This is a genomic window from Winogradskyella sp. (genome assembly GCF_025210595.1).
Taxonomy (GTDB): domain Bacteria; phylum Bacteroidota; class Bacteroidia; order Flavobacteriales; family Flavobacteriaceae; genus Winogradskyella.
The window spans coordinates 1-21,251 of sequence record NZ_JAOARH010000039.1 but is presented as its reverse complement, the minus strand read 5'-3'; the positions used below and the strand labels follow the sequence as shown (position 1 = coordinate 21,251).

22 protein-coding genes are annotated in these 21,251 nt (G+C 33.4%); 13 read left to right on the top strand and 9 right to left on the bottom strand.

Annotated elements, in window-relative coordinates; genetic code table 11:
• Positions 1-23: 23 nt before the first annotated feature.
• Both N4A42_RS04145 and N4A42_RS04140 read right to left on the bottom strand, forming a co-directional pair.
• A complete protein-coding gene (locus N4A42_RS04145) occupies positions 24-479 on the bottom strand; it encodes a RidA family protein (protein ID WP_294070272.1) in 456 nt (151 codons plus the stop codon).
• A gap of 12 nt (positions 480-491) precedes the next feature.
• On the bottom strand, positions 492-1,565 hold the full coding sequence (locus N4A42_RS04140; protein WP_294070268.1) for an alkene reductase: 1,074 nt from the start codon (positions 1,563-1,565) through the stop codon (positions 492-494).
• Positions 1,566-1,672: 107 nt separating this feature from the next.
• On the opposite strand from N4A42_RS04140, the gene N4A42_RS04135 reads away from it, so the two are divergent.
• Positions 1,673-2,029, top strand: coding sequence for a helix-turn-helix domain-containing protein (locus N4A42_RS04135; protein WP_294070265.1), 357 nt, complete (start codon positions 1,673-1,675; stop codon positions 2,027-2,029).
• 100 nt (positions 2,030-2,129) lie between these two features.
• Here N4A42_RS04135 and N4A42_RS04130 read toward each other — a convergent pair whose 3' ends face one another.
• The 3 genes from N4A42_RS04130 to N4A42_RS04120 form a co-directional block, all read right to left on the bottom strand.
• Positions 2,130-2,810 (bottom strand): CPBP family intramembrane glutamic endopeptidase, encoded by a 681-nt coding sequence (locus N4A42_RS04130; RefSeq protein WP_294070263.1) that lies wholly within the window; start codon positions 2,808-2,810, stop codon positions 2,130-2,132.
• Positions 2,811-3,066: 256 nt separating this feature from the next.
• Positions 3,067-3,771: a LytTR family DNA-binding domain-containing protein gene (locus N4A42_RS04125; RefSeq protein WP_294070261.1), complete on the bottom strand. Its 705-nt coding sequence runs from the start codon at positions 3,769-3,771 to the stop codon at positions 3,067-3,069.
• 5 nt (positions 3,772-3,776) lie between these two features.
• A complete protein-coding gene (locus N4A42_RS04120) occupies positions 3,777-4,466 on the bottom strand; it encodes a sensor histidine kinase (RefSeq protein WP_294070259.1) in 690 nt (229 codons plus the stop codon).
• Between the two features lie 800 nt (positions 4,467-5,266).
• Here N4A42_RS04120 and N4A42_RS04115 point away from each other — a divergent pair.
• From N4A42_RS04115 to N4A42_RS04105, 3 genes are all read left to right on the top strand, one after another.
• Entirely contained in the window at positions 5,267-6,280 is a 1,014-nt protein-coding gene (locus N4A42_RS04115) for an AraC family transcriptional regulator (protein WP_294070257.1), read from the top strand.
• A 134-nt stretch (positions 6,281-6,414) separates the two neighbouring features.
• Entirely contained in the window at positions 6,415-7,332 is a 918-nt protein-coding gene (locus N4A42_RS04110) for a DUF6268 family outer membrane beta-barrel protein (protein WP_294070254.1), read from the top strand.
• Positions 7,333-7,356: 24 nt separating this feature from the next.
• On the top strand, positions 7,357-7,557 hold the full coding sequence (locus tag N4A42_RS04105) for a hypothetical protein (RefSeq protein WP_294070251.1): 201 nt from the start codon (positions 7,357-7,359) through the stop codon (positions 7,555-7,557).
• Positions 7,558-7,975: 418 nt separating this feature from the next.
• On the opposite strand, the gene N4A42_RS04100 is transcribed toward N4A42_RS04105, so the two are convergent.
• On the bottom strand, positions 7,976-11,500 hold the full coding sequence (locus N4A42_RS04100; protein WP_294070249.1) for a prolyl oligopeptidase family serine peptidase: 3,525 nt from the start codon (positions 11,498-11,500) through the stop codon (positions 7,976-7,978).
• A 508-nt stretch (positions 11,501-12,008) separates the two neighbouring features.
• Between N4A42_RS04100 and N4A42_RS04095 the strand changes: the two genes are divergently transcribed.
• The 5 genes from N4A42_RS04095 (at position 12,009) to N4A42_RS04075 (ending at position 15,619) form a co-directional block, all read left to right on the top strand.
• On the top strand, positions 12,009-12,947 hold the full coding sequence (locus tag N4A42_RS04095) for an alpha/beta hydrolase (RefSeq protein WP_294070246.1): 939 nt from the start codon (positions 12,009-12,011) through the stop codon (positions 12,945-12,947).
• Between the two features lie 79 nt (positions 12,948-13,026).
• Positions 13,027-13,851: an SDR family oxidoreductase gene (locus N4A42_RS04090; protein WP_294070243.1), complete on the top strand. Its 825-nt coding sequence runs from the start codon at positions 13,027-13,029 to the stop codon at positions 13,849-13,851.
• Positions 13,852-13,873: 22 nt separating this feature from the next.
• Positions 13,874-14,215, top strand: coding sequence for an antibiotic biosynthesis monooxygenase (locus N4A42_RS04085; RefSeq protein WP_294070240.1), 342 nt, complete (start codon positions 13,874-13,876; stop codon positions 14,213-14,215).
• Between the two features lie 104 nt (positions 14,216-14,319).
• Complete coding sequence (locus N4A42_RS04080) at positions 14,320-14,703, top strand: nuclear transport factor 2 family protein (RefSeq protein WP_294070237.1); 384 nt, start codon at positions 14,320-14,322, stop codon at positions 14,701-14,703.
• Positions 14,704-14,722: 19 nt separating this feature from the next.
• On the top strand, positions 14,723-15,619 hold the full coding sequence (locus tag N4A42_RS04075) for an AraC family transcriptional regulator (RefSeq protein ID WP_294070234.1): 897 nt from the start codon (positions 14,723-14,725) through the stop codon (positions 15,617-15,619).
• Between the two features lie 64 nt (positions 15,620-15,683).
• Here N4A42_RS04075 and N4A42_RS04070 read toward each other — a convergent pair whose 3' ends face one another.
• Positions 15,684-16,739: an NAD(P)-dependent alcohol dehydrogenase gene (locus tag N4A42_RS04070; RefSeq protein WP_294070231.1), complete on the bottom strand. Its 1,056-nt coding sequence runs from the start codon at positions 16,737-16,739 to the stop codon at positions 15,684-15,686.
• Between the two features lie 368 nt (positions 16,740-17,107).
• Between N4A42_RS04070 and N4A42_RS04065 the strand changes: the two genes are divergently transcribed.
• From N4A42_RS04065 to N4A42_RS04055, 3 genes are all read left to right on the top strand, one after another.
• On the top strand, positions 17,108-18,178 hold the full coding sequence (locus tag N4A42_RS04065) for a hypothetical protein (protein WP_294070229.1): 1,071 nt from the start codon (positions 17,108-17,110) through the stop codon (positions 18,176-18,178).
• A gap of 109 nt (positions 18,179-18,287) precedes the next feature.
• Entirely contained in the window at positions 18,288-18,647 is a 360-nt protein-coding gene (locus tag N4A42_RS04060) for a hypothetical protein (RefSeq protein ID WP_294070226.1), read from the top strand.
• 32 nt (positions 18,648-18,679) lie between these two features.
• The gene (locus tag N4A42_RS04055; RefSeq protein ID WP_294070222.1) at positions 18,680-19,612 is read left to right on the top strand and encodes an AraC family transcriptional regulator; all 933 of its coding nucleotides are present in this window, start codon (positions 18,680-18,682) and stop codon (positions 19,610-19,612) included.
• Positions 19,613-19,693: 81 nt separating this feature from the next.
• Here the strand turns inward: N4A42_RS04055 and N4A42_RS04050 are convergent, their stop codons facing one another.
• Together N4A42_RS04050 and N4A42_RS04045 are read right to left on the bottom strand one after the other, a co-directional pair.
• Positions 19,694-20,026, bottom strand: coding sequence for a hypothetical protein (locus tag N4A42_RS04050; RefSeq protein ID WP_294070220.1), 333 nt, complete (start codon positions 20,024-20,026; stop codon positions 19,694-19,696).
• Positions 20,016-20,528 (bottom strand): sigma-70 family RNA polymerase sigma factor, encoded by a 513-nt coding sequence (locus N4A42_RS04045; RefSeq protein WP_294070217.1) that lies wholly within the window; start codon positions 20,526-20,528, stop codon positions 20,016-20,018. The genes N4A42_RS04050 and N4A42_RS04045 overlap by 11 nt, the downstream gene beginning before the upstream one ends.
• Positions 20,529-20,825: 297 nt before the next feature.
• On the opposite strand from N4A42_RS04045, the gene N4A42_RS04040 reads away from it, so the two are divergent.
• Positions 20,826-21,251: PepSY-associated TM helix domain-containing protein (locus tag N4A42_RS04040; protein WP_294070214.1), on the top strand; the 426-nt coding region annotated here is incomplete at its 3' end.

Sequence of the window (21,251 nt, the reverse complement as noted above, 5' to 3'; positions counted from 1 at the left end):
AGTAAACTTTCTTTCTCATTTTATTATTTAATCGTAAAAGAGGCTGTTAATCCAACACTAAAATTTAAAGGCAGATGTTGTACACCAAAAATAGCACGTGAATGCTTTCCTTTTTCTTCTAGAATTTTTAAAAACAAATCTGAGGCACCATCTACCACTTTTGGCGCTTCATCCCAATTACTACTGGCTTGATAATATACATCTATATGATTTAAACCTACTAGCTTATCAAAACCTACCTTTTCCTTTATTTGTGCAAGAACATTCATTGCACACAACTCCATTGCTTTATAACCTTCTTCTGTAGAAAGCTCGTTACCAAATCTTCCTTTATAAAAGTGCTCCTTGTTAACTATTGGAAATTGGATTGCTAAATATGCTACATTCCCTCTAATGTTAACCGATACATATGATCCGCCAGGTGTTGATGGCTCAGGCAGTTCTAAATTATATTTTTCTAAATTTTCTAAGGCTGTCATAGTGTCTTTTTTCTATTGATAATCTGTGTAACCTTGTGCGCCTGGTGTATAGAAAGTCTCTGCATCTGGACTAACCAATTTTTGATTGTTCTGTAATTTTTCTACAAAATTAGGATTTGATATAAAAGGTCTACCAACATAAATTAAATCCAATCCACTATTAATAATAGCTTCTCCTTTTTCAATTGTGTTCACATCACCACCAGATATTATTGTGCCTTTAAAATTTTCCTTAATCGTTTTTTTGATATCTGTAGTAAAATCTGGTGCTCCAAAAGCTACTCTTTGATCAACCACGTGAATATAGGCTAAGTTAAGCAATGCTATTTGTTGCGATAAATAAATGAAAGTATCCTCTAACGCATCATAGTTGGATTCCAAATCATTAAAAGCTCCATAAGGCGAAAGACGAATTCCTACCCTGTCTCCTCCTATTGCATTGGCTACTTTTTCAGCAACTTCTAGAACGTATCTGCTACGATTTTCTATACTACCACCATAATTATCTTCTCTTTGGTTAGATTTAGGATTTATAAACTGATTTAATAAATACCCATTAGCTGCGTGTAACTCAATACCATCTATTTCGGCCTCATTAATAAGACGTTTTGCTGCAAGTACAAACTCATCTTGGCTCGACTTAATCTCTTCAAGTGTCATGGCTTTAGGAATCTCGTGAGGAACAAAACCATCATTATCTGTAAACATTTCTCCCGAAGCTTGAATTGCAGATGGCGCGAGTGTAATAGCGCCATCTGGCATATTTACTTTAGCTGAAATTCTGCCTGTATGCATTAATTGCACAAATATTTTACCTCCTTTAGCATGTACTGCAGTAGCAATTTTTTTCCAACCTTCAATTTGTGCATCAGAATATGCTCCAGGAATACGCGGATATCCAATTCCGTTTGGTGAAGGTGAAGTTCCTTCTGAAATTATGAGGCCTGCAGTAGCTCTTTGTTGGTAATACTCTGCCATTAGTTCGTTTGGAATATTATTAATTGCTCTAGACCTTGTTAATGGTGCCATAACAATTTTATTTTTTAATTGTATGTTTCCTAAAGAAAACGGTTTAAATATGCTCATTTTTGATATTATTAAATTATTAGTTTCCAAAAGTAACTATTAATAGTTTATAAAATATATTTTTATAAATTTGTAGCAAATAAAGTAGTAACCAAATGGTAACTAATATGGGAAGAAAACTAATTGAAAACTATAATGAGTGTCCTATTACCCACTCCATGAATATTGTTGGTAATAAATGGACATCGATAATTGTCTATACATTAGCCGATAGAAAATTAAGGTTTGGCGAACTTGCTATTAGAATTGATAAGATTAGCCGAAAAGTGCTTTCTAATGAACTAAAAGAAATGGAGCAAAGAGGTATTATTAATAGAGAATCTTATGCAGAAACACCTCCAAGAGTTGAATATTCTTTAACAAAGAAAGGAGAAGATTTATTACCTATATTAAATCAGTTATGTGCTTGGAGCAAAGGCATAGATCTGGATTCGGATGATCAAAGCAATTGTTCTACTTCCTAAAATTTTGCGTGAACATAAGTTTCAGAATAATTTATAAAGAATTTTAACTCCCATATTTATATCTATTATACTGATCTAAAATAAGATTCAGAGGCTAAAATCAAATCAAAGACATTGTATTCATGGCAGAGTGTGCTATAATTACTGGCCATAAATTACGATCTAATTTTACATAAGCAATGCCCATAACAATGCCAACTAAAGCTACTGAAATTGAACGTTCTGAGATATCATAGGAATGTCTAAATCCCCAAATACATGCCTGAAAAACAATGGCAATTGCAGTTCTAAGCTTTACATTAGACAATACCCCTTCAACCCAAGTTATGAGAAAGCCGCGTTCTAATAATTCTTCTAAAGCCGATTGTAGCCACACAAACACAATAACTGAAAACACATACGCATAATCGCCATTGCTTAAGCTATAGCCTGTAATTGTGCCTTTGGCAGCTTCGCTACTATCTTTGGCTACAGCAAACTGATCTTGTATAATATTAAAAATAAGAAAGGTAGCTATAACCGTAATAAAGATAACTAGCGCACTTAATAGGGTTTTTTTAATAGATTTTGGACGTCTTAATCCTAGTGATTTCCAAGTAACTCCACGCCTTTTCATCATTAAAGAGGCAACGATTAGCGTTGTTCCAGAATATAGAAAACCTGTGACTAAATAATGTGTGTTTGGGATGGATGTCTCTCTAATTAAAAACATAATTGCTATGTAGATAATTAGGTCTAATGTGTATCTTTTTTGATTTGATGTTTGAATAGCTTTAGGCATTTTTGTTGATGGTTTTGTTTTTGGCAATTGAATACTGAATACTTGTTATATAGTTTGGTACAAAGGTTTGGTGCATTTATATAACTCTAAGTACTAGATCTACTATGCATAAAGAGTAATACTAGTAGTGCCTATAAGAGCTCTACTGATTAATGTATACTTTATATATACATTAAAGTTGAATAATCTTAGGCTGTTTTGAAAATGAAATAGATGTTTAGTGAAGATTAATAGATATTTAGGTGGATTTTATCTACTACCGGAAATCTGATTTGATGAATTTAAAAAAATCATCTTTATACTTTTCTGAAACAGGAATATGCTTGTCTCCAAAAACAATACGGTTACGCTCTATGGTAGTTATTTTTTTTAAGTTTACTAAAAACGAACGATGTACACGCATAAACTGTTTTTTTGGTAACTCTTCTTCTAAAGATTTCATGCTTTTTAGGGTGAGGATTGGTGTAGCTGAATTAACAGTATAGAATTTTAAGTAATCTTTAAGCCCTTCTACATAAATTAAATCTTTTAAATCAATCTTTAATAATTTATAATCTGACTTTACAAAAATATAATCATCAATTACTTTATGGTTAGTGTCTTGAAGTATATGTTGTTTTGCTTTATTGGCCGCGGTTAAAAACTCGGGATAACTGATGGGTTTAACTAAATAATCGATAGTATTTACTTTGTAACTTTCTACAGCAAATTCTTTGAAAGCAGTTGTAAAAATAATTTTCGCCTTATTATTTAAAATTAGTTTTGAGAACTCCATTCCTGTTAAATTGGGCATTTGAATATCTGTAAAAATTAAATCAACAGCTTCTTTTTCTAATATTTCTATTGCAGCAATAGCACTACTACATTTTGCTGTTAACTTTAAAAAAGGTGTTGTGTTAACGTAGTCTTCTAATAGGTTAAGAGCTAAAGGTTCGTCATCAATTAAAATACAGGATAGCATTAGTCTTAGTATTTGAGTGTTAGTTGTGCAATATATGTATTGTTCTCTTCTTTGGTTATTAGATTGAACGCATTAGGGTATAAAATTTTTAATCGCTTTTTAAGGTTTTCTAATCCGATTCCAGAATCTGTTATGCTTTCATTTTCAGGGAATGATGAATTGATTACAGAATATTTTATATGTTCTTTTTCGATTTCTAAATCAATAGATATGTAACTGTTTTTTACAGCATCTATGCCGTGTTTAAAAGCGTTTTCAATAAATGTGATAAATAGCAATGGTGCTATTTTTATAGGTTGATTAACGATTGGGAAACTTTTTGTTAAAGTTACATTTGATGACACTCGCATTTGCATTAAATCTATATAATGCTCTAAAAATTCTATTTCTTTAACTAAGGGCACTTTATTGTTTGATGCATCATGGAGTAAGTAACGCATCATTTTACTCATAGTGTGTACAGATTGTTTTGCTTTAGAAGGAGAACCATCTATAAGCGCATAGATGTTATTTAAAGTGTTGAAGAGGAAGTGTGGTTGTACTTGATACTTTAAATATTTAATTTCGGTGTTTAGCTGTGCTTGCTTAACTTCTTGTAATAGTATTTTGTTTTTACTTAAACGTGTATTGACTTTTAATGCTACACACATTCCGATACTTAATATTATGGGTAAAATAACTTGAACTGTAGTCATAGCACCACTTCTAACTTGATGTAAAGGTTTTTCATTTAAGGCGGGATGAAATATAGGTTTATTGATACAATAAGCTATAAAAACATAAAGGATTACTATAATACATGCATTTAAGGTATAAAACAGCAGTTTTTTGTTATTAAGAAAATAGTAATCTATTAAAATAAAAAAGTTAAGGTAAAAGGCTATAAAAATTGCTGTTAGCGATAACCAGTTTCTATAAATGAGGTATTGATGTGTTAACGATGCAATTGGATATATGAATAATAATAACCATAAAAAGAAATGTAATATTATTTTTAAGTATCTGATGCCCATTTTATTGATTAAAAGACTAATGTACTATAAAGAAAAGGAGTGTTATAATTTTATGGATAATCTTTAGTTTCTTATAGAAGTTTAGGCTGTTTTTATCTATAAACTGATGGTGTTTTATTAGGCTGGTTAGATGGTTGTTGTTTGTGTGTTCATTTTTGTTGGGCCAGATCCTTCGGCTGTTTTCAGGACAGGCTACCCCAAAAGTACCTTGCGATAGTAGCTTCCGACCTTGTCGGAATTTCAAGTTGTATTGGTGTATTAGGTCTTTAGAAGTTTAGATTATTGGATTGTTAAGATTGCCGCGCTCGTGCCTCACTCGCAATGACGTATGGATTGTTAGATTGCTTCGTTTGCGAGTGGCTCGCAATAATGTTGTAATGCTGTATATTTGGCGAAAATTACTGTATATGCTAATTCATTTGATTGAAATATTTATTTTTTCATTTTTGATGTTGCTTTCTTTTATTTTTTTTGTTAATCCGATGAGGGTTAATAAAAAGGCTAATTTGTGGTTTGGTGCTACGCTGCTTTTATGGTCTTCATTTTGGCTAGATGAGATATTAGTTTTAACACATGCTCAACCACTTGGTGCGCTAACGGTTTTTGTGCTGTCTTGTATACAATTTTTTACGCCTGTATTGCTGTATGTAAGTATCTTATTTTTTACAAACCCTACCTATAAATTTAAAGCCAAGGATGGGACGCTTTTTATTTTGCCTTTGGTGTATTTGGTTATTCTTATTTTAAACCGTACGACGCAAAATGATTACAAAACGTTTTTATTGGTACTGACTTTGGCGCATGCTATTTTATATACTACAAAATCTTATATAAAGCTTAGAATGCATCAGCGAAAGATTACGTTGTTTTCTTCTAATACTGATGAAATTGATCTTAAATGGTTAGAGAACATTATTCTTGTGCTTTTTTTATTGGTGATGGTTATTAGTGTTTTTAATCTTATATATATGGGCACTCCTTTAAAACTTTATTTAAAGGGCATGATGTTGGTTACGATTCTTTTTGTTGCATATAGCTCTTTAAAGCAAAAAGAGATCTTTCCGGTAAATGTAAAGCATCGGGACGAAGTTATTGCTATTGATGAGGATGTAGAGACTGCTAATACAACGAAACGAAAAATATTAAACGATGAGGAGCTTGTGGCATTGACGTCTAAGCTACATGCATTGATGAAGGAAAAACAGTTGTACCTAGATAATGATATTAATTTAGCCTCTTTATCTGAAGCGATGGATATAACACCGCATCAGCTTTCTTATATTATAAATAATGGTTTTCATCAAAACTTTTTTCAGTTTGTAAACACCTATAGAATTGATAAGGCCAAATCGTTACTGCTAGACAAGTCTTTACGTAAGATGACCATTTTAGGAATTGCCTACGAGTCTGGTTTTAATTCTAAAACGGCATTTAATACGACATTTAAGAAGTTTACCAACCAAACGCCTTCTGAGTTTAAGAAAACGGAGTTCTAAGTTATAACTCAGAACATGTTTGAGATTTAAATTACTGAAAGTGGGTGTGTTATAATTTGGTTCGTGGTTATAAACAGGAGCATTTAAAATGTGTGTTGGGTCTATTTTTGCCTATATAATTATAAAAAGACCGTATGAAACGAACACAAAAAATTTGGGCTTCCTTTTTTTTAGCCGCATTTAATAGTCTCATGGTATTGGGGCAACAGCACGATCAAATCACTACAGAAGTAAGCTATACCTTGCAAGGAGATAGTGATGTAGATTTGATTAATTATAGGATAAATGCTAAGGTATATGAAAAGGGATTGAACGCTTATAAAGGTTTTTTTTCTGCCAGATTGATTGCTGAGCATACGTCTTTAAATTATAATGCTTCGGTGCCACAGAGTCATGATTTAGACCAGTTTTACAGTTTTGGTGTAGAACTTAGCTATTTAAGGCTACTGAATAAAACGTGGAGTACCATAGTTATTTTAAGACCACAATTGAGTTCTAATTTTGCATCTGACCTTAGGTTTGATGATTTTAATCCTAATGCTACTATACTATTTAATTACAGTAAAAAACCCACATATAGATTAAGCTTTGGTGCCTCTTATCTTGCAAACTCACCCTTAGGTTTTCCTTTATTGCCCTATATTAACTATTGGAAAAAATTGAGCGCTACATCTGAAATGAACTTGGGTCTTTACGAAAGCTCTTATAGTTATAAAGTTTCTGAAGCTACTACTTTAACTGCCTTTTTTGGTTTTGAGGGGTTTAATTATAACATAAGTGAGCATTTTACTGTTGGAGACAAAACTGCCGAAAGCATTAATTATGTTGAAGTAAAAACAGGTTTGAGACTACAACAAAGACTTACCAAGTTGATTCGCTTTAATCTTGATGCAGGTTATGCCTTAAGTAGAAACTTGGATTTTATGGATGATTCGCAAAACGAGGTTACAGAATTTGATATGAAAAACAATGTTTCGTTATCGGCTGGAATATTTTTGAATTTCAGTAATAAGAAGAAACAGCAGCCGCAAGAACAAAAGGAGAATCAATAATCGTTATAAAAAAATCTTGTGATAATGGATGATACTGCGTTGCTACAGTTTATTAAAAGCTATAAAGAAGAATTTTTAATTGCGCAACTTAAGCATATTAAGCTTGAGAAAACGCCTCATGAGTGTATTGTGACGCTTGTTGATTCTGGTGGCTATGACATTGTTAGAGGTTATGGGAAAACAGCTATGGAGGCTCTTAATGATTTGCATAGTGCTTTGGTTTGAGGTTTTTTAGATCTGTTAGATGGTTAGACCTCTTAGATTACTAGATTACTAGATGGTTAGGTGGTTGGATAGCTCTTGTTTGTACGTTCATTTTTGATGGGCCAAAAACGAACCAAAAAGCCCTTTACTATCGAAGGTATTTTTAAGAACGCTTTTGGCGCTCTTAAAACCATAATTAAAATCCTAAATAGCGTCCAAGGTTTCCGCTATTTTTTACGGATTTTAATTATATATACTGCCGATAGTAGCTTCCGACCTTGTCGGAATTTCAAGTAGTATTGGTGTATTAGGTCTTTAGTATGATTGGATTGCTTCGTTTGTGAGTGGCTCGCAATGACGTATGGATTGTTAGATTGCTGCGCTCGTGCCTCACTCGCAATGACGTTTAGGTCTGTTGTTTCACAGGTTTATATTGTTGTTATTGTTTAGTTTGGGGTGCTTTATATAAACTATAAATTAAGGCTAGTTTGTAGGCGCTGTCTCTGTAACCTGCAAATCTACCAGAGCCTCCTCCGTGTCCGTTATTGAAGTCTGTTTTTAAAAGCAATAGGTTATCGTCTGTTTTGGTTGCTCTAAGTTTTGCTACCATTTTGGCTGGCTCCCAATATCCTACTCTGGTATCGTTTATGCCTGTAAAAAATAACAGGTTAGGATACTCTTGTGCTTTTACATTATCATACGGGCTGTAAGATTTTATGTAATGGTAGTATTTTTCGTTTTTTGGATTGCCCCATTCTTCAAATTCACCAACGGTTAGCGGTAAGTTTTCGTCTAGCATAGAGTTAATAACATCTACAAAAGGAACATTTAGGATAACGGTATTGAACAAGTCTGGTCGTTGATTCACCACTGCACCCATTAATAAGCCACCAGCACTACCGCCTTCTGCAACAATGCTTCCATTTTGGGCGTAGCCTTCGTCTATTAGATATTGTGCACAATCTATAAAATCTGAAAATGTATTTTTCTTATTTAATAGTTTGCCATCTTGGTACCATTCTTTGCCCAAATCGTCTCCACCTCTTACGTGTGCAATGGCATATATATAGTTAGAATTTACTAGATGTTGTACCGTTGGGCCACTTGCTAAGCTTTGTCCGGCACCATAGGCACCATAAGACGTTAAATAGACTCTGTAATTATTGCCTTTGCGTTTGGTGCGCCATTTATCTGAAATAAGTGTTAAAAGAATTTGCTTGCCGTCTTTAGCTGTTACCCACTTGCGTTGTACAACGTATTTTTTGAACGGATGCGTTAGTGGTTTGCCATATTGTTTTACCAACCTTTTTTCTTTGGTTTTCATGTTATAGTTAAAGGTTTTGGTTGGTGTTGTGAATGAATTATAGCTGAATTGTAGGCTATCTGTTTTAAACTCTGGGTTATAGCCAATGCCTATATTATAAAACTCTTCTTTTAGCTTAATATAATGGCTTTCTTTAGTGGTTTGGTCTATGATTTTGATGCGTGATTGTGCATCTTGTTTTTCTTGAATGACCAAATAATTATCGAAGACCTGAAACCCTTCAATACTCACGCCTGGTTGATGTGGAATGAGTTCACTCCATTTTTCTTTTGAAGTGTTGTTGCTATTTACTGTAGCAATCTTATAGTTTAAGGCCTTTTTATTGGTGAGGATATAAAACTTGTCTTTATGGTGGGAGATGCTATACTTGTGGTTTTTTTCGCGAGGTTTAATAAGCTTAAATTCTCCTTTAGGGTTGCTTGTTTTTAAGTACCATGTTTCTGATGATGTACTGCTGCCAGTGCTTAGGAAGATATAGTCTTTGGATTTAGACTTATGAATACCTACGCCAAAGCTTGGGTCTTTTTCATCATAGATTAATACATCGTCTTTAGCTTTAGTACCTAAGGTGTGTCTTAGTATTTTGGAAGTGCGATACGTTTTGTCTTCTACACCGACATATAAAAATGAGGAGTTGTCTAACCAAACGATTCCGCCTATGCGCGCAATAGAATCTGTTAAGAATGTTTTGTTTTCTAAGTCTTTAATCTTTAAAACATACTCATCTTTGCCTGTGGTATTTTCGTATACAGCCATATATCTGTTGTTTGGACTAACAGCACCAACACTAGCGTTATAAAATTCTTTTCCTTCGGCTAATTTGTTAACATTTAGCAGTTCTACCTGAGTGGTGTCGTTTTTAATGGCTTTTCTGTAATAGATAGGATACTCGTCATCTTCATTAAATTTACTGTAATAGTAATAGCCATTATCATTGATTGGTAAGGAGGTTGTGTTTTTTTCTATGTTGCTTACCAATTGTTTGTAGATACTACGCTGTAGTTTTCTAAAAGGGATAAAGTAGTTTTCTGAGTATTTGTTTTCTTGGCGTAGATAATCCATAACCGCTTTATTTTGCTTGGGTGCTTTGGTATCTTTTAACCAGGCATAATTATCTGTATAGTTTTCGCCATGAATTTTAAAGCTAGTGGGTTTGATCTCTGCTATAGGAGCTGGCATAGCATCATCTCTAATGTGTTTGTCTCTGAATTGTTTTTCTAAACTTTTTTCGAACTCCATGTCTTTTCTAATGGCTTCATCTATTGTAGCCAAAGTGTTTTCTTTGGTGTACTTGTTCCAATAGATAGAATCGTACTCTAAGGGGTACTCGTATAATTGGTTAGAAGAGACATTGGCGAAATTATCTTCTTTGGATATTTTTTTTACGTTTTGGGTGTTAATATTGGTGGTGTTAAACTCTGAAATAGCGGCATAATATGTTGTGGTTTGGCTAATGCTGTCTTTGTAGATGAACTCATCTTCGTGTCGCATTTTATCAATAAAATACGTGTTGCCTTTTTTCTTAAAATGAACATCTAGTTTATAGTCAAAGTGTTTTACTTTATTGTATTTGTATCCGCAGAAATACTTTTTTAAAGTGTTAGGTACAGAGCACTCATAACGTACAATGGCAAAATCATCTTGATTGATATAGATTTTACCCTTTAGTAGTTTGCGCTTGTTGGCTCTTTTCCATTGGCGACGGTTAGTTTTAGATTCAAGAGCATCTAAATCTGCTTTAGTGGTTTTGGTATGAAACTCTAAGACATACAACCAATTGCCTGTGACTTCATCCAGTTCTTCTGAAATGGTATATGTAAAATCTCGTATAGCTTTTTTACCCAAAAAGCTTTGTTGGTATTTTACTCTATTTCTGGCAAATAAGCCTAATGGGCCACCTTCTATATTGGCATGGAATGCTCTTTTGCTTAAGCTAGCACTAGCACGAGCATTGTTTATATTAGCTTTTTCCTTTTTTAAAGTTCTGTGATGAAAGTGCAAACGGTGTAGGTCGTTACTATCAAAACTAAAGGTGCCACTGCTCATGGAAAAATCGAATGGAAACTGGTAATCTCTGCCTTTATATTTTTTTCTGGTATAAGGTACAGCATAATAATCGCACACAGCATCTGTATATTTGATGTATACATCATTTTCTTTCATGGTTTCTCGATAATAGCCAGAAATCATAGCAGGTATGCTTGTATAATTTTCAGGTATATTTTTGAGTGCTTTTTTTAATACCGCTTTGGCTTTGGGCATTTTTTTAGGCTTAGAGACTATTACTTCACTTAAAGACACTGCTTCGGGTTTCATGATAAATGTTTGGCCGTTTTTGGCTTTAAAATCTTTTACCAGCAATTGTATGTCTTCAAAACCTAAATAACTAATAGTGATGTGATGGTTGTTGTACTTTTTTGGAATGTTAATTTTAAACTGTCCCTCACCATCAGTTACAGTCCCTAGACCTGTTTTATCTATCTTTAAATAGGTATACGGTAATGGTGTTTTGTTTGTTTTGTCTACCACTTTGCCTGTAATGGTTGTTTGGGATATTATAGTATTGGTTGCTTTATTGTTTTGAGATTGCCCAACTGTATATAGAAGACAGGTTAAAAATAGTATCAGGTTGGTTTTCATAGTCTTATTAGTAATGGTTTCTTATGATAAGAACGCTTAAAAATTAATAGAGTTTCAAAGATAACGGCTATTGATTTGTGTTATTATAAATTGTAAGAATTTTGGGTGGTTTAGATCTCTTAGATTAGTTAGGTCATTAGATGTTTAGACCTGTTAGATTACTAGATTGTTAGATTGCCGCGTTCGTGCCTTACTCGCAATGACGGGCTAGATGGTTAGATCTCTTAGATTGGTTAGATTATTAGATGGTAGCTTTGACTTGTGCATTTCTACAGGTACCGTATGGCAATTAGACTGGGTTAATATTCGCCATTTTTAGACTATTAATTGCTCTTATTCTACTACAGTAAAAAAGTATACAACTCTCGTAAAAACGTATACATTTTAACCTCTTGTTATTCAGAAATTTGTACTCAACAAATAACAACTTATAATAGAATAACAATCTTCTTTTTAGGCTTAAGCACAATAACAGTATGTGCAAGACAAAGATTTAAAACAAAACAGTATGAGTAATTTAAGCGAAGACAAACACAATGAAATCAGAACCACATTACGTGGTATTGCAAAAGGTTATGTAACGGTTGACTATCCAACACCAGTTTTGGAAACGCCAAAAGATTATGGCATGGTCTATGAGGATGTAAAATTTACAGCAGAAGATGGTGTGGCATTGGCAGCATGGTTTATTCCTGCTGAAGGTTCAGATAAATTAATCATCTGTAATCATCCAGCAACCCTTAATCGCTATGGATGGCCTGGACATAAAGCACCTTGGAATCAATTTCAAGATGTAGAAGTAAAATTTGGAAAGGTTTATAAAGCATTGCATGATGCAGGTTATAATGTATTGACTTACGATTTTAGAAATCATGGTGAAAGTGCCTCTTCTAAAGGTAATACTTGGGGACAAGGTTTCTCTGATGAGTATAAAGATGTTATTGCAGCGTTTGATTACATCAAGTCGCAAGACCAGCTAAAGGATATGACTATTGGTTTATTTAATCCTTGTGCAGGTGGAAATGCAGCAATTCATGCTATGACGGAACGTCCGGAATATTTTAAAGACGTAAAAGCTCTAGTTTGCCCACAACCGGCCTCGATCAACATCATGTCTAAAATCGCATTAGATGGGATGCAATTAGGTGATTATGCCGATATTTTTAGTCAAGAAATTGAACACATGAGTGGCTTAAAACTTGAAGAAATGACGCCACATTTATATACTAAAAACATTAAAATACCAACATTTTTCATTCAAGTAAAAGATGATGCTTGGACGACACCCAAAGATGTTCAGGCCACCTTTGATGGCTTAACAAGCCTTAATGAGGACGACAAAAAACTGTTCTGGGTGGAAGGTACTACCAAACGTTTTGATGGCTACAATTACTTTGGAGAACATCCAAAAATGATGCTAGAATGGTTTGACAAATACATGAACTAATCCTCAACCCTTAACCTTTAACCCTTAACCTTTAACCTTTAACCCTTAATAAATCACAACCTTTTAAAATTTAAAACTTATGACCACTTCAAATAAAACCGTATTAATTACAGGAAGCTCAACAGGAATTGGAAGAGCAGCTGCTAAACTATTTCAATCGCAAGGTTGGAATGTGATTGCAACGATGCGATCGCCAGAAAAAGAAACCGAACTTAACACACTAGATAATGTATTAGTAACCGCACTTGATGTCACCAAGCAAGACACCATAGATGCCGCCATTCATAAAGGTATTGGGACCTTCGGGACAATTGATGTATTAATCAACAATGCAGGATTTGGTATGATGGGAATTGCAGAAGCTTCCGATGAAGCCTTAATGCAAAAGATCTTTGATGTCAATGTGTTTGGATTGATACGAACCACCAAAGCTATTTTACCACATATGCGTGGCAATAGGAATGGATTAATCCTAAATGTCACCTCTATTGTTGGCTTGTTTACCTTACCATATCAGGGCTTATATCATGCGACAAAGCATGCTGTAGAAGGCTTTACAGGCTCTATTCAATACGAATTAAAACCCTTAGGCATCGATGTGAAATTAGTAGAACCAGGTGGTGTCAATACCGAATTTATCAATAATATTTCTTTAACCGGAAACGATGATATCGCTGATTATAAAGAAGGCTTGGAAAAATACATGGGAGCTATCCAAAACTATATGGATCATTTGAGCACTTCTGAAAGTATTGCAGCCATTATATATACTGCCGTAACCGATAACAAGGAGCAATTACGCTATTTGGCAGGACCAGATGCGGAGCAATTTATGGCTGCGCGTAACGCTATGGACGACAAAGCATTTTATGATATGGTTGCTGGTCAATTTGGATTACAATAACACGATTTAAAAATAAACCCTAATGAACGAAGTTATTTTTGTTTTCAGTTTTGAAGTGAAACCTGAAAACCAAGAGCGTTACGACGAAGTACGTCAACAACAATTTGAAATCTCAAAGAGCGAAAAAGGGACATTACTTTACGAAGTTTATAGAGATGAAAACGGTGTGTATTGCCAACATGAACGTTATGCAAATGAAGCCGCAGCCGCACTGCATATTCAAAATACAGCAGAGCAGTTACAAGAATGGTACACACTCGTTGAGCTTAAGCAAGTCATTTCACTTGGTCAATTAAGCGATGCTTATAAAGAACAATTTCAACTTAAAGAAGTCTATGCACCTTATGCTCGAGTTGAAAAATAGGGATTAGTCAGAAAAAGACCATTCTAACAAAACGGATTAGAATGGTCTTATACCAAATCCTATTATTTTATTAGTAATTTTGAGACTAATACTCTAAAACCTATATGATGACAAAAAAAGAGGTAGCACAAGCCTATATCAACGAACTAGAACAAGGTCATGTTGCTAATGTAGTGGCCTTATTTAGCGCTAACGGCATTGTAGAATCGCCTTTATATGGTCTACAAAATGCTAGTGATTTTTATGTGCAGTTGAATAATGACACCCATAACTCTAAGCTTAGTCTAAAAGGGATTTTTGAAGATCACAATACAGGTCATATGGCTTTATATTTTGAATATATATGGACTTTAAGAAGTGACGAGAAGGTTACTTTTGATGTTGTTGATATTTTAGAATTTGATACGAATAACAAAATTACCAAACTCAAAATCATCTATGATACTGTGATCTCGAGGCGCTTACTAGAGTCTTTAGAGGCTGAGTAGTAGAAACCGAAAACCAATTATGAAACATTTCAAAACTTTAGCGTCCTATTTGGAATATGTTAATTTTCCAAAATCGGAACACCCTTTATTAAGTGTGGTGTCTATTGATGAAGATCTTATTGCTGGATTGCTTAAAAGCTCACCAGCAATAACTAATGACTTCTACTCTATTTCATTAAAACGCGTTGTTTCTGGAGCATTAAACTATGGCAGAACCCAATATGACTTTTCAAATGGTGCCATGGTGTTTATGTCGCCACGACAAGTGACCCAATGGGATGAGCAAACCGAAATGGAACAACATGGTTTTATTATCACGTTTCATGAAGATTTTATTCGTGGTACTGAATTGTCACATACCATTAAAAATTATGGCTACTTCTCTTATGCTACCAATGAAGCATTGCATGTATCGCCAAAGGAAGAGCAACTTATTCAAACTATTTTTGAGACCATAGAGTCCGAATATCATAACAATCAAGATGAGTTTAGTAAAGACATCATCATCTCGCAATTGGAGACCTTACTAAAATATTCGGATCGCTTTTATAAACGTCAATTTATCAACCGTCAAGAAGCATCGAGTATCCTACTAGATAAGTTTAAAGCAGAATTGCGACGTTTTTACACTGAAAATCAAATAAGTGGTATTGCAAACATAGAAGCTATAGCCAACAAACTCTCGGTTTCGCAGCGTTATTTAAGTGATACGCTTAAAACAGAAACAGGCAAAAGTGCTAAAGAACACATCAATTTGTTCATTGTAGCAAAAGCAAAAGATATGTTGATTGGCACTTCTGAAAGTATTAGTCAGATTGCCTATGACTTAGGTTTTGAATATCCACAACACTTTAGTAAGATGTTTAAAAAACAAACTGGACAATCGCCTAAAGAATATAGACATCATTTGAATTAATATAATTCATCGAAACATTGTCAAATAACTGATTTTTAGTGTTCTTAAATTAGAACTTGTTAAGTTATGCTTTAAGTGATTTCATGTCAATTACAAAACGGTATTTTACATCGCTTTTTAGCATTCGTTCATAGGCCTCATTGATATTTTGCATATTAATTACCTCAACATCTGAAGTAATGTTATGCTTACCGCAAAAATCTAATAGTTCTTGAGTTTCAGCAATACCACCAATAAGAGAGCCTGCAACTGATTTGCGCCCCATAATCATTGGCACTGTGACTAGCATTGGATCTAAAGGTCCTAAATAACCAACAATGACTAAAGTACCATTGGTATTTAATGTAGTTATATATGGGTTAAGATCATGCACGTAAGGCACAGTATCTATTATAACATCAAAGGTATTTATAACACTATCCATTTGGTTTTGATCTGTAGAAATTATCACACGATCAGCACCTAATGCTTTAGCATCATCAATTTTATTTGTAGATCTAGAAAACAACGTTACATCTGCACCTAATGCATGTGCTAGTTTTAAGGCCATATGTCCTAAACCACCCAAACCAACAACCGCTACTTTAGAGCCTTTTTTCACCTTCCAATGGCGTAAAGGTGACCATGTTGTAATGCCTGCACATAAAACAGGTGCAATACCTGCTAAATCTAAATTATCAGGAACTTTTAAAACAAAATCTTCATCAACAACAATTTTTTCAGAATACCCTCCGTGTGTATTTTCTTGTAAGTGTTTATCAAAACCACCATAGGTACCAACCCATTCTGGGCAATATTGTTCTAAATCATCTTTACAGTTTTGACAACTTCTGCAGGAATCTACTAAACAACCAACGGCTACGATATCACCAATTTTATATTTAGATGTTTCTGAACCTACTTGGGTTACTTTACCAACAACTTCATGACCTGGAACAACAGGATATTGTGTCATTCCCCAATCGTTTCGTGCAAAATGTAAATCGGAATGACAAACACCACAGTATAGAATATCTATCTCAACATCTTTTCCTAATAACGTTCTTCGTTTTATCTCTAATAACTGCAAATTGGCATTAGAAGATTCTGTTCCAAATGCCTTAACTACTGTATAATTCATGATGTATTTTTAGATTGGTTAAACATCCTATTAAAATACAAAAATATTGTCTGATATTAAAGCTTATTAAAAGGATTTTAGGCCTAACTTATTAAACCTAATTTGCTTTTAACTAAGCCTGCTTTTAGTCTTCTGTGAACTAATAATGACATGGTTTCATATATGATTATTAGACATTTCTTTATCCAGCTCTTGACACACTTCGTCAAAAGGTCTTTTGCTTTTATCTTATGACTATTTTCTAAAATAAATGAAAGCCAATACCAAAATGTATAAGTCTCTTACCAAAATGTATAAGTCAACAACATTTACCTCTCAGTAACTTTGTAATCAAATAATTAGCAAATTTTCACAATACAGAATTATAAATGAAAAATATACTTTCCATCATTTGTGCGGCAGCACTTTTTGTAAGCTGCAATCAAAAGCAAAATACAAACGAAAGCCAAACAAAAGCATTGGCTATTAAAACAGAACATGTAAAAACAAAAAATACTATGACACCATTAAAAGCAGGAAAAAACAAAGTAACATTCACATCATTTGGTGTTGAATTAGCAGCAGATTTATACCTACCTGAAGGTTTTGATCCAAACAAAACATATAAAGCTATCGTTGGCGCAAGTCCATTTCCTCAAGTGAAAGAACAAATTCCAGAAACTTATGGAACTGAAATGGCTAAAAGAGGATTCGTATTCTTAGGGTTTGATTATCTAGGAATGGGAGATTCGCCAGCATTACCAGGAGAGCACAAAAAATCGCGTTATATGTTTAGATTAATTGAAAACACTTGGGATGCCGTTTCTTACTTAGGAACATTACCTTTTGTAGAAGAGATTAACGGGTTAGGTGTATGTCAAGGCGGTTCTATCATTGCTTCAGCAGCAGTTACAGATCATAGAATTAAGAAAATTGCAACAGTATCTGGAATGATGGCAGCAGATGATTTCCAGTGGTTAGGTAGAGAAGTCACAGATCCAATGATTGCAGCAGCAAATGCTTCTATGCAAAAGCAATACGAAACTGGAGAACCAGATTATGTAGCACCATTTGGTCTTAATGATGAACAATCGTTAGAAGAGTTTGTAGCAACCGCAGCATATCCAGAAATGGCTGCAGAAAGTTATAATTACTATGGTAGAGATGGTGTTAAAGGACCTAAAGCCGTTAAAAATTTCTCTAACATGCACATTGGTGATCAAGCAATGCAATCACTATTTTCTATCGGAGAAGCTTATGCTGACAAAATTGTACAACCTACATTAGTAGTTTATGGTAAAACGGCACCAACAGCACCTTGTTCAACAGGCTTTATTGAAAAGCTAACAAATGAGCACGAAGTTTTAGCTTTAGATGGCTTTAGTCATGTAGATTTCTATTACAAGCCTGAAGCTGTAAAGGTATCTACTGATGCTGTAGCAGAGTTTTTTAATAAATAGAAAATAAACGTCATTACGAGGACATAGGACGAAGTAGTCTGTCTATCGATTGGCAGATTGCTTCATTTCATTCGCAATGACGTTTAAAATAATCTTCAACTCAAAAACAATGATCATTCAAGAATTAGAAAAACTAGTACAAAGGCAGAAAGTACATCAAATTCGCTGTGGTGACCATCGTTTTATCGATATTACCATTGTCACTACAGAAGGCCGTTTTTTTGTACGTCAATATAAATTTGGAAAACGCAGTTGGTATCATGCCTTTTTAGAAAATTCTCAGGGTCAAATGAAACTTGGAGATACAATTGTTGATATTGATGGTGTGGTTCCTAAAGATTTAGAAACCATAAATCCTAAAGTCAATAAAGCCTATTTTAAGTTATTATGGATTTTATATCCACTAATGCGTTTGACTTATAATAGAAAGCAACATGAAGCCTCTACCCTAGAATTGATTCCTAGATAATATTGTAACTTTAAATTGTACAAAAGAAGAATATGCCAAATTTCCATTTTAAATCCATCACAGATTTTCATACACACTTTGGGTTAAAAACACCTGAAAATCCATTATTCAGTATTATGCATTCTGAATTGGATCCCAAAGAAAAAGCGAGCTGTGATACTACCGATCTTTCTGAAGATCCTCTAGTGATGAATTGTGATTTTTACGCCATTAGTTTTAAAAAAATTATTTCTGGTGAATTTATTTATGGACGCACCAAATACGACTGTACTAATGGTTCGCTCTTATTTACAGCACCAAATCAAACAGTGTCCTTTAAAGGTATTGTTGTTAGTTCAGAGAGTTATCATATTGCTTTTCATAAAGATTATATTCGAAATTTAGATATTTACGAAAAAATTAAAAGCTATAACTTCTTTAACTATAATGTTAATGAAGCCTTGCATCTTTCTCCAAAAGAAGAGCTGATTATAAAGGATATCTTCAAAAACATAAAGGCTGAATACCATAATAACCAAGATGAATTTAGCAAGGATATTATCATTTCGCAATTAGAAACTTTACTCAAATATGCCGATCGTTTTTACAAGCGTCAATTTTTGAACCGTACAGACGATAATAAAATTTTGATTACACGATTTAAGGATATTCTTAATAGCTATTTTGAACAAAACTTATTGGTAGAAGAAGGTATTCCAACCGTAGATTGGATGGCAGATCAACTTAATGTAAGTCATCGTTATATGAGTGATACCATTAAAGCAGAAACGGGAAAAACTGCTGTAGATCAAATCAACTTATTTTTGGTAGAAGAAGCTAAGAGTTTGCTTTTAAACCCTAAGTTATCCATCTCAGAAACGGCGTATCAATTAGGCTTTGAATATCCGCAATATTTTACACGAGTCTTTAAAAAGAAAACTGGCATGAGTCCTAAGGCTTATATTCAAGCTCATAGTTTGAATTAGGTTGTATTTCACATCCATATTCCACTGCTCTATTGTTGTTGCATATTAAAAAGGTAGTAATAAGTCATCAAAAAAATTACGCTAATCGTTTTTAACCTTTATTATTGAGATAATTTTTTTTACGACTTTAATCATAAAGTTAGACACTGATTTAGCAACCCCTTTTTCTAAATTAGTAATGGATTGTTCAATCATTCTAATCTCTTTATTGATCATGTCTTTTTCGTATTTGCTTATTGCTCCTTTAATGAGTATAATATCCTTTTTAATGGCATCTTGTTCAAAAGGGCTTGACCAATATTTTAACTCTTCTGAGAGTTCATTCATTAATATGTTTATGTCTTCTACTTCAGAAGATAAATTCCAAGAATTTTTAATATCATCCCAAGTATATTGTTGTTCATTAGTTTTCATTTTCCTTAATTTTTGTAGTTATACAATCCAATAACAATTTCCTTATTCGTTTCATTTTTACAGCTATATGATTCTCCGAAAGACCTGTGATAATTGCGATTTCTTTATATGGCACATCTTCAAGTGATAAAATAACTATGGATCTATCAATATCTTTTAACGTTGAAATACAACTCTTTAAGGCTTTGTATTTTATGTCCTGAGTACTATTAGTAGTTGTTGAAATTGGTGTAAATAGAATTGAATCTAATCGTACAGTTTTATCATTCTTTTTGCTAAGTTTTCCTTTAGATCTAATGCATACATTGAGTGCTATTTTATATATCCAAGTACTAATATTTGAGTTTCCTTTAAAGGATGCATAAGATCTCCAAATTTGATAAACGACCTCTTGAAATAAGTCTTCAGGTTCTATTGGGTTAACAGCGTAAATTCTGCAAATCCTATATATCTTAGCTTTGTTAGATTCTATTATTTGTTCAAAAGAGCATTGACTTTGCATATGTTATAATTTCCTTTCTACTATATTAGTTACAGCAGATCTATAAATATGACAGATTATTTGAATTATTTTTAATAATCAAAATAATACTGCATATAGAAGCACTCATCTATCACCTTTTTGCCTAAAAATGACTAAGTACTTCTCTAGGTAATGTTATTATTGTTGTATAGCAGTTTAGTTCTGTCGTTTACGAATTTTTTTTCGTATTACTAAAAATCTAATACTTCTTTGTGATATAAAAATTTATAACAATACAATACCATTTTGTTAAAAAGCTAATAAAGCTACATTGAGATGAATAAAAAAGCAAGAACTAAATTAAACAGGAACTTACATAGAGACATTAGTTATTTTTTTATAGGATTAATTATTGCATTTTCAATTTCTGGAATAGCATTAAACCATCGTGTAGATTTTGATCCACAAGAATATACTGTAAAGACAGAAAACATAAAAATAGAATTACCAAACGATGCTTCTCAAATTACAGAAGATTATTTAAAAGAGTCTGCAAAAAATATTACTACTGAAGAGTTTAGAGGCCATAGAATACGAGGTGAAGAAGTACGATTGTACTTTAAAGATGCTTATGCATTTGTGAACTTAAAAACAGGAGAAGGAGAAATTGAATATGTAAAAACGATTCCTGTACTTGGTCAAATGACTATTCTTCATAAGACAACTAATGTTTGGTGGATATGGTTTTCAGATATTTTTGGT

Bases quoted from the DNA above. Each gene is read 5' to 3' on its own strand.
- N4A42_RS04095 (WP_294070246.1), top strand. From the start codon at position 12,009: ATGAGTAATTTAAGCGAAGACAAACACAATGAAATCAGAACCACATTA.
- N4A42_RS04115 (WP_294070257.1), top strand. From the start codon at position 5,267: ATGAGGGTTAATAAAAAGGCTAATTTGTGGTTTGGTGCTACGCTGCTT.
- N4A42_RS04070 (WP_294070231.1), bottom strand. From the start codon at position 16,739: ATGAATTATACAGTAGTTAAGGCATTTGGAACAGAATCTTCTAATGCC.
- N4A42_RS04130 (WP_294070263.1), bottom strand. From the start codon at position 2,810: ATGCCTAAAGCTATTCAAACATCAAATCAAAAAAGATACACATTAGAC.
- N4A42_RS04110 (WP_294070254.1), top strand. From the start codon at position 6,415: ATGAAACGAACACAAAAAATTTGGGCTTCCTTTTTTTTAGCCGCATTT.
- N4A42_RS04100 (WP_294070249.1), bottom strand. From the start codon at position 11,500: ATGAAAACCAACCTGATACTATTTTTAACCTGTCTTCTATATACAGTT.
- N4A42_RS04140 (WP_294070268.1), bottom strand. From the start codon at position 1,565: ATGAGCATATTTAAACCGTTTTCTTTAGGAAACATACAATTAAAAAAT.
- N4A42_RS04125 (WP_294070261.1), bottom strand. From the start codon at position 3,771: ATGCTATCCTGTATTTTAATTGATGACGAACCTTTAGCTCTTAACCTA.
- N4A42_RS04060 (WP_294070226.1), top strand. From the start codon at position 18,288: ATGATCATTCAAGAATTAGAAAAACTAGTACAAAGGCAGAAAGTACAT.
- N4A42_RS04085 (WP_294070240.1), top strand. From the start codon at position 13,874: ATGAACGAAGTTATTTTTGTTTTCAGTTTTGAAGTGAAACCTGAAAAC.
- N4A42_RS04055 (WP_294070222.1), top strand. From the start codon at position 18,680: ATGCCAAATTTCCATTTTAAATCCATCACAGATTTTCATACACACTTT.
- N4A42_RS04065 (WP_294070229.1), top strand. From the start codon at position 17,108: ATGAAAAATATACTTTCCATCATTTGTGCGGCAGCACTTTTTGTAAGC.
- N4A42_RS04135 (WP_294070265.1), top strand. From the start codon at position 1,673: ATGGGAAGAAAACTAATTGAAAACTATAATGAGTGTCCTATTACCCAC.
- N4A42_RS04045 (WP_294070217.1), bottom strand. From the start codon at position 20,528: ATGCAAAGTCAATGCTCTTTTGAACAAATAATAGAATCTAACAAAGCT.
- N4A42_RS04090 (WP_294070243.1), top strand. From the start codon at position 13,027: ATGACCACTTCAAATAAAACCGTATTAATTACAGGAAGCTCAACAGGA.
- N4A42_RS04105 (WP_294070251.1), top strand. From the start codon at position 7,357: ATGGATGATACTGCGTTGCTACAGTTTATTAAAAGCTATAAAGAAGAA.
- N4A42_RS04075 (WP_294070234.1), top strand. From the start codon at position 14,723: ATGAAACATTTCAAAACTTTAGCGTCCTATTTGGAATATGTTAATTTT.
- N4A42_RS04145 (WP_294070272.1), bottom strand. From the start codon at position 479: ATGACAGCCTTAGAAAATTTAGAAAAATATAATTTAGAACTGCCTGAG.
- N4A42_RS04120 (WP_294070259.1), bottom strand. From the start codon at position 4,466: ATGACTACAGTTCAAGTTATTTTACCCATAATATTAAGTATCGGAATG.
- N4A42_RS04080 (WP_294070237.1), top strand. From the start codon at position 14,320: ATGATGACAAAAAAAGAGGTAGCACAAGCCTATATCAACGAACTAGAA.
- N4A42_RS04050 (WP_294070220.1), bottom strand. From the start codon at position 20,026: ATGAAAACTAATGAACAACAATATACTTGGGATGATATTAAAAATTCT.